The organism is Candidatus Cloacimonadota bacterium (assembly GCA_012516855.1).
Classification (GTDB): Bacteria; Cloacimonadota; Cloacimonadia; order Cloacimonadales; family Cloacimonadaceae; genus Syntrophosphaera.
This window is the reverse complement of record JAAYWB010000078.1, coordinates 1-6,525: the sequence shown is the minus strand read 5'-3', so window position 1 is coordinate 6,525 and position 6,525 is coordinate 1. Positions and strand designations below refer to the sequence as shown.

The window sequence follows — 6,525 nt, the reverse complement described above, 5'->3', positions numbered from 1 at the left end:
CGCGTGCTAAGCTCGAAAAAACGCAGCCGGGGAATCATTATCATCACCGTGGCGGTTCTGGTGGTCAGCTTTGCCCTGATTCCGGTGGTGGGTCTGGAATTCATGCCGGAAATGGACCAGGGGGCAATGTCCCTGACGGTGGAGCTTCCCCAGGGCTCCAACCTGGACCAGACCGCCTCGACCCTGCAAACCATCCACGAGCGCCTGGGCAAACACCCCGAAATCAGCCACGTGATCACTAACCTCGGTTCCGCTGGCTACGTGGACACCGGCACCAACCTGGCTTCCAGCAGCATCAAACTGGTGGAGCCAAACCGCCGCAAGCTGAATTCAAAACAACTGGCGGACCGCGTAACCAGGGAACTGGCGGACATCCCCAACGCCCGGATCAAGGTAAGCGCCGTCAGCTCCGGATTCGGCGAGGACACCGGCTTGGAATTCTATCTCCAGGGACAGGACAACGCCCGCCTGGAACAGCTCAAAACCACTATCACCAACCGCATCAAGGACACGCCCGGCCTCATCAACCTGGACACCAGCACCCGCGGCGGAAGGTCCGAACTCACCATCACCCCGAAACGGGCGGAGATGGCGGCGGTGGGAGCCACCGTTTACGACCTCGCCCTGGCCCTGCGTGCCGCTGTCGAAGGCATGGTCTCCACCCAGTATCACGAAGGCGACAACCAGTATGACATCAAGCTTTCGCTGGAGGACGCCGCTGTGGATTCCCCGGATAAAATCGGCAACCTCAGCGTTGTGGTGAACTACCAGCCCTACCTGCTTTCCCAGTTGGCGGATGTATCCTTCGGGGAGGGGACCAACCGCATCACCCACCGCGACCGCAGCAAGGCGGTGGTCTTCACCGCCGGGGTCGCCGAGGGAGCCACCATGGGCGACGTGATTTCCGCCGTCAAGGAGCGTTTGGAAGATGTCGAACTTCCCCGCGGCTACAAGATAGTTTGGGGCGGAAGCGCGGAAATGCTCGGCGAAATGGTGAAAGACATGCTCAAAACCCTCATCCTGGCGGTATTGCTGACATACATGCTGCTGGCAGCCATGCTCGAAAACCTCGTCCAGCCGCTCTTCATCCTGGGAACGGTGCCCCTGGCCGTGATCGGCGTCATCTTCTCCCTGCTGATTTCGGGACAGACCTTCAACCTGGTCTCATTGATGAGCATCATCATGCTGGTGGGAATCGTGGTGAACAACGCCATTTTGCTGCTCGATTACGCGAACCTGCGCCGCAAACAGGGAATCTCTGCTTACGAAGCCCTGATGGAAGCCGGGGAGACAAAACTCAAGCCTATCATCATGAGCACCCTGGCCATCGTTATCGGAATGCTGCCCATGGCTCTGGGAGTCGGTCCCGCCGGCAAGGAACTCCGAATGCCGATGGGAATCGTGATGATGGGCGGCTTGCTCGTTTCCGCCTTCCTCACCCTGGTCATCATCCCGGCGTTTTATTACCTGACAACAAAGCAGGCCAAATCCGACTGATATAAAGCCTCCGGGCTTTGCTGAAGGGCCTTGCCGGTTTTCCGTCCTGCGCGGATTATCCGGCAAGGCTCTTTTTCATCGACTGAACCTTTGGCTGGCTCCATCCCGCCTTTGCCAAACGTTCCAGGGCTGGATGCCCTTGTGAAGTGGGCTTATCGAAGCCGTTGCCTTCGTTTGCCAAGCTGGCTTGGGTTCGGCCGGGCAAAGATTTGTTTGCCCCCGCGATGGAACGGCTTAATCTATTCATATTGGTAAGACAAAAGAATCGGTTCCCTGCCGCAACGGACAGGGAGCAATAAACGTAAAAAGGATAAGAAATGAAAAAGGCACTGCTTTTACTCGTTCTTCTGATTGGCGCGGCCTCCGTGTTCGCGCTGCCCCTAAACGTTGGCCAGTCGCAGTTTAACATCGGAGCTGGCTTATCCACTTGGGGCGTGCCCATCTATATGGGTGTCGATTATGGCGTCACCCCGGATATCACCCTGGGCGGCGAGGCTACCCTGCGCTTCCACAATCACGGCTCCTGGGTGGGCATCTATGGCAACGGCAACTACCACTTTGTCAATCTGCTCAACATGCCCTCCAACACGGACTTCTATGCCGGCCTCTGCCTCGGCTTCGATGTCTGGTTGCCCGACGATGGCCATGAAAATGCACACAACTCAGGGCTCGGCCTGGGAGTGCAGGTTGGCGGACGCTATTACTTCAATGATCGCCTGGGCTTGAACCTCGAATTTGGCGGCGGATTCGTCTCCGGCGGCAAGATCGGCATTTCCTGCAAACTCTGACCCCTGCCTCACAGAGCGGGATAATATCGGCGCGGGAGATTTGTCTTCCGCGCTTTTCCTGTTATCATATCGGAAGCAATTAATTCTTAATAAGGAACCAAAATGATCACAACGGAAAGAATCGAAACCATATTGGACAAAATCCGCCCCTCCATCCAGGCCGACGGAGGCGACGTTGAACTGGTGAATATCCGCGAGGACAACGTTATCGAGGTTCGCCTCAAAGGCGCCTGCAACGGCTGTCCGATGGCCACCCTAACCCTCAAGGCCGGCATCGAACGCATCATCAAGGAAGAAATCCCAGAAGTGGCGGAAGTCATCTCGGTGAGATAGCTCTAAAACCCCACCCTCAAACGGTTATACCGGAACCCAGGCCAAGCTTGGGCTCCGGTTTTTTGTTCAAGTTAATTTAGGCTCACTTTCAAACCGGGTGGGTAATCCGGTTAATCAAGCCCGTAGGGCGACATAACGTTAGCGAGGGTGTGTAGTGAGCCTTATTTTTCCGCACGAGTGAAAATGCCTCCCCCTATGAACGTGCGTATGAGAAAAATGGGTTTTCCGGATTTATTTTGCGTCTCCCCGAAAAAGAGCCTCATACAGATTACATGGATTGCGCGGATGACCGGTAGCGGCCCTGAAAGGAATTGGCGGACGGCTTGAAACCCCGTCCGCTTTTTCTTTCACTGTTTCAGATATATACAGACCTTGAGCTATGATATCACAACTGCGATTTCAGAAAAAAAGCTTGACAGCATATAGTCAATTGAAAATTATGTATCTGCTGCCCATTTGCCAATGGCTAACTGGGTTAAGATGTCGTTACGGCGGCATCTTTTTGTATTCTATGTATCGATCATCGTAGTATTTTCTGTTCTTTGGAAGTACATAAAAAGCAGTAACCAAAACCATTTTGTTTGGATACTCTCCGATTACCACAATATAGTCACTTCTATAGTACAAGTGGTGCCGTTTACATCTCCCGTCATATTCTATCCAGTATTTAATCTCAGGATCAGGAAAGCTCTCCACGATCTGTTTTGCCCACTTAATCCTCTCTGCCCTTTGATAGTGGATTATTCTGTCTTCAGAGGCGCGTGAGCCATATTGTTTAGATGAAGCTGTACTGACTATCTTCCAGAAAGTTTCTTCTTTGCCCTTAGTCTTTTTTACACCGTCGAATTCTACACATCTTCTCAAAAACTCAGGAGGCTCATATATCCAATCTTCACAGAACAAATCATAAAGATAGTCTATGTAGTCATTGTAGTCTTCAAACTCGGATGATCTTTTTGCAATAAAACTCTCTAAATCTATCATTATCTATCTTGGAGACCACACAAACACATTGAACTTTTTATTGAATAAAGCCGATGATCTTACCAAAGACACTTTCACCTGGCTTTGAGTATAATCCACTAATTCAGTTTTTGCAGCACTGGATTTAATCTCTTTATTTGCGTAACCGATTACTCCGATGAGTAAATCTGTTAGTTGTATTAGCTGAGATTCATAAGATTGTATCGTGTGAAGCCGCAGGCTATCAACATTGATCACACATTGATCTTGCAAATACTTCTTGAGAACATAGAGTTTCTCACTCTGAAAGGCATCTTTGTAATCAAAGAACACATCATAGCTATTACGATTATAGATCATCTCCCGCAAAGCGTAGTAAAACATCACATAATAAAAATCGTCGTGGCTGCGGTCGAATCTCTCATGATCCAGGATATTTTTGTCGGGAACAACTACACATCTAAAGTGTAGGTCTTTCTCATCCATGAAGTAGTCTATTATGCTTTTGTAATAATCAATTTTCGAATTTGATATCTTGGTCCATTTCAGTTCCCAATGTTCATTTAATCCATGATCTCTTTTGATCTGCTTTAGTTTGGCTGAAATACTGGCAACGCGCTCTTTGGGTGCTTGCAAAGCACCCAATACCATCACCTTTTGCTGCAAATCAAGTAAATGGCCAGACTCATCACAGAAAATACTGTATCTCATTTTTGTCATACTCTTGATAAGTCTGTTTTCAAGATATCAGCTTCTTTCATGGCTTTCATTGTTCCCCTCCATTTCTATCTTAAGGTCTTTTATCGGATCGTATCCCAACGAATACAAGGCCACGTGGCAATGCCAGACCACGTTGTAAGAGCTGAGGTTTAAATCGGTGTAATACCCGTCTCTCAGGGAAGCCGGCCTACGGTAGATTTTGGGGTCTTGAGACACGCCATAGGTTTTTGAAAGGTTACCGCTTTTCAATCCGTCCAGTAGGCGGTTGTACACGATTACCTTAACATCTCCCCAGTTTTTCGCTTCATGCCAGCCATCTATGACAAACACCCTTTTAACTCTCTTGAAAGTGTATATGTCAGCAGGTTTGGGAGGCAGGCCGTTTCTCCCTTTTGGCGGGTCAGGTGTCGTGGGGGCTTTAATGTCAGGACTAGGAGTTGATAGCTTGCTGCTTCCGGGTATTGTGCGCTCCCACAGCGCCTCAATCTCTTCCAAAGGCATCGATAGCTTGTATTTGGTTTTCAATAGCCTTTGGGCGATGATATGGATGGGTTGGTCAAGTTTTTCTGCAATTATGCCTGCGTCATCTTTAATCAAATTGATGCTGATAATTTTTTTTCGCTCTTTCCGCATGGCTTCGGCGGTGTCCACAGCTTTTTTACGGAAATTGTCCTTCTTCAGCACCTGCTCAAACACTCTGCAGACTTCATCAGGGTCATCATCTCGGAGATTTAGCTCATTGAACAGCCTGTCATCGAAATCGCCTCCCGCTGTAGGCAAGTAAAAGCGCCATTGGATGCCGTCGGTGAGAATGCTTATAGCTGACTTGTGGTAAGTGTTGTAGGTAAGTAACTGCAATTCCCCGGAGACCATTTCATACTCCAACCTTCCGGCGGTTTTAACTTCGATGAAGACCTCGGCGCCCTCGGATGTCTTTTCCGGGATGAAGAGGGCAATGTCAACCTTTCCGGTCACATCTTTACTGAGGTTTTTGGGAGGTATCTTCTTTACCTTGTATTCAGTATAGAACTCGGAAGGGTCCCATATATTCCATCCCAAAGACTGACAAATTCTTCCAACCAAGGAAAAGCGCACATGTTGCTCATCCTGAAAAAGGTTTGCCTTCAGCATCCTTCTGATGTCGTCGATGTCTTTCCTAAGTTCGATCACGTTTCCCTCACAGGATTATTGATTTTTGCAAGTTATCTTTATCCCCTAATCTGTCAAGGTTATTTTCCGCGACCCTCGAATCCCTCCTGCCTTCGCAGGCCGGCATCCAATTCTTTTTCCGGCTCCAGGATCAAGTCCGGGATGAAGTGTTGACTCTGTCACGCCAGGGGGATCATGCCAGAACCAGGACCGGAACACTGCAATTCAGAACCTTTCCCAGGTCAAATTCACAAATTCCCAAGTTCCCTTCTTAGCGACCCCCGCAGAGGGCAGGTGCAGCATCCGGGACAATAGACTAACATATATCCATATATAACATATAGATACCTATCTAACTACTAATACCTACTAATTTAGTATATATTATGTTATATAGTATATATATCAGTATGTTGGATATTCTCCTCCCGGACCGGGGTAAAAAAGGTCCGGAGAAAGGGAATTTGGGAATTTGTGAATTTGACACCCAAAAACGGGCCGGTTTTCACCGGCCCGTTTCCTTTCTCAGCTTATGTCGATCCCGGCCAATACGGGATTGAGAGAGTATTCCAGGGCTATTTTGTTGTTTGTGCCCCTGTGTTCATGGCAGATGATGGCCTGCCTCTCGATCAGCGATTCGATGCAGCTTCGGAACTCCCGGGAGGTCATGTGCGAAAGGCACAGCAGCCGGCTGTGGGTCATTTCCTGTTCCGGCGCTTTTTGCAGCAGGCGCAGGATTTTCCTTCCACTTTGTTTTTCAGGAACCAGGTTTGGAGGGGTTGAGGGCGATGGCTTTCATCAGATCGGCGGACCGGAAGATACCGCTGGCAAAAGTTTTTGGCGCTTTCTGAAGATTTTTTCGCCCACCCCCGTTTTTCTCATACGCATGTTTATAGAGGGGCATGTTAACGCGCGCAAAAATGCCCCCCAAACCGCTCTCCGACAATCCCCGCGCCGGCTGCGGGAGGCTTTCGGGAGGCGCATCAGACAGCAAATAGAGTGTGTTAACGAACGGCAAGGAAGAGGTTCACGCGGATTCAGCGGATATCAAGGATTCTACATATAGCATGCAGCT

At 49.5% G+C, this 6,525-nt stretch carries 7 protein-coding genes; 3 read left to right on the top strand and 4 right to left on the bottom strand.

Annotated elements, in window-relative coordinates; all coding sequences use genetic code 11:
* The 3 genes from GX466_08155 to GX466_08145 all read left to right on the top strand — a co-directional run.
* A partial coding sequence (locus GX466_08155; protein NLH94167.1) for an efflux RND transporter permease subunit occupies nucleotides 1-1,497 on the top strand: 1,497 nt, incomplete at its 5' end.
* Between the two features lie 317 nt (nucleotides 1,498-1,814).
* Nucleotides 1,815-2,285 carry a hypothetical protein gene (locus GX466_08150; protein NLH94166.1) on the top strand — a complete coding sequence of 157 codons (471 nt, stop codon included), beginning with the start codon at nucleotides 1,815-1,817 and terminating at the stop codon, nucleotides 2,283-2,285.
* Nucleotides 2,286-2,387: 102 nt separating this feature from the next.
* Complete coding sequence (locus tag GX466_08145) at nucleotides 2,388-2,618, top strand: NifU family protein (GenBank protein NLH94165.1); 231 nt, start codon at nucleotides 2,388-2,390, stop codon at nucleotides 2,616-2,618.
* Between the two features lie 486 nt (nucleotides 2,619-3,104).
* On the opposite strand, the gene GX466_08140 is transcribed toward GX466_08145, so the two are convergent.
* The 4 genes from GX466_08140 to GX466_08125 form a co-directional block, all read right to left on the bottom strand.
* Nucleotides 3,105-3,602: a hypothetical protein gene (locus GX466_08140; protein NLH94164.1), complete on the bottom strand. Its 498-nt coding sequence runs from the start codon at nucleotides 3,600-3,602 to the stop codon at nucleotides 3,105-3,107.
* A 3-nt stretch (nucleotides 3,603-3,605) separates the two neighbouring features.
* Nucleotides 3,606-4,292, bottom strand: coding sequence for a DUF3800 domain-containing protein (locus GX466_08135; GenBank protein NLH94163.1), 687 nt, complete (start codon nucleotides 4,290-4,292; stop codon nucleotides 3,606-3,608).
* Between the two features lie 36 nt (nucleotides 4,293-4,328).
* Nucleotides 4,329-5,471 carry a hypothetical protein gene (locus GX466_08130; GenBank protein NLH94162.1) on the bottom strand — a complete coding sequence of 381 codons (1,143 nt, stop codon included), beginning with the start codon at nucleotides 5,469-5,471 and terminating at the stop codon, nucleotides 4,329-4,331.
* A gap of 504 nt (nucleotides 5,472-5,975) precedes the next feature.
* Nucleotides 5,976-6,152 carry a hypothetical protein gene (locus GX466_08125; protein NLH94161.1) on the bottom strand — a complete coding sequence of 59 codons (177 nt, stop codon included), beginning with the start codon at nucleotides 6,150-6,152 and terminating at the stop codon, nucleotides 5,976-5,978.
* Nucleotides 6,153-6,525 lie beyond the last annotated feature (373 nt).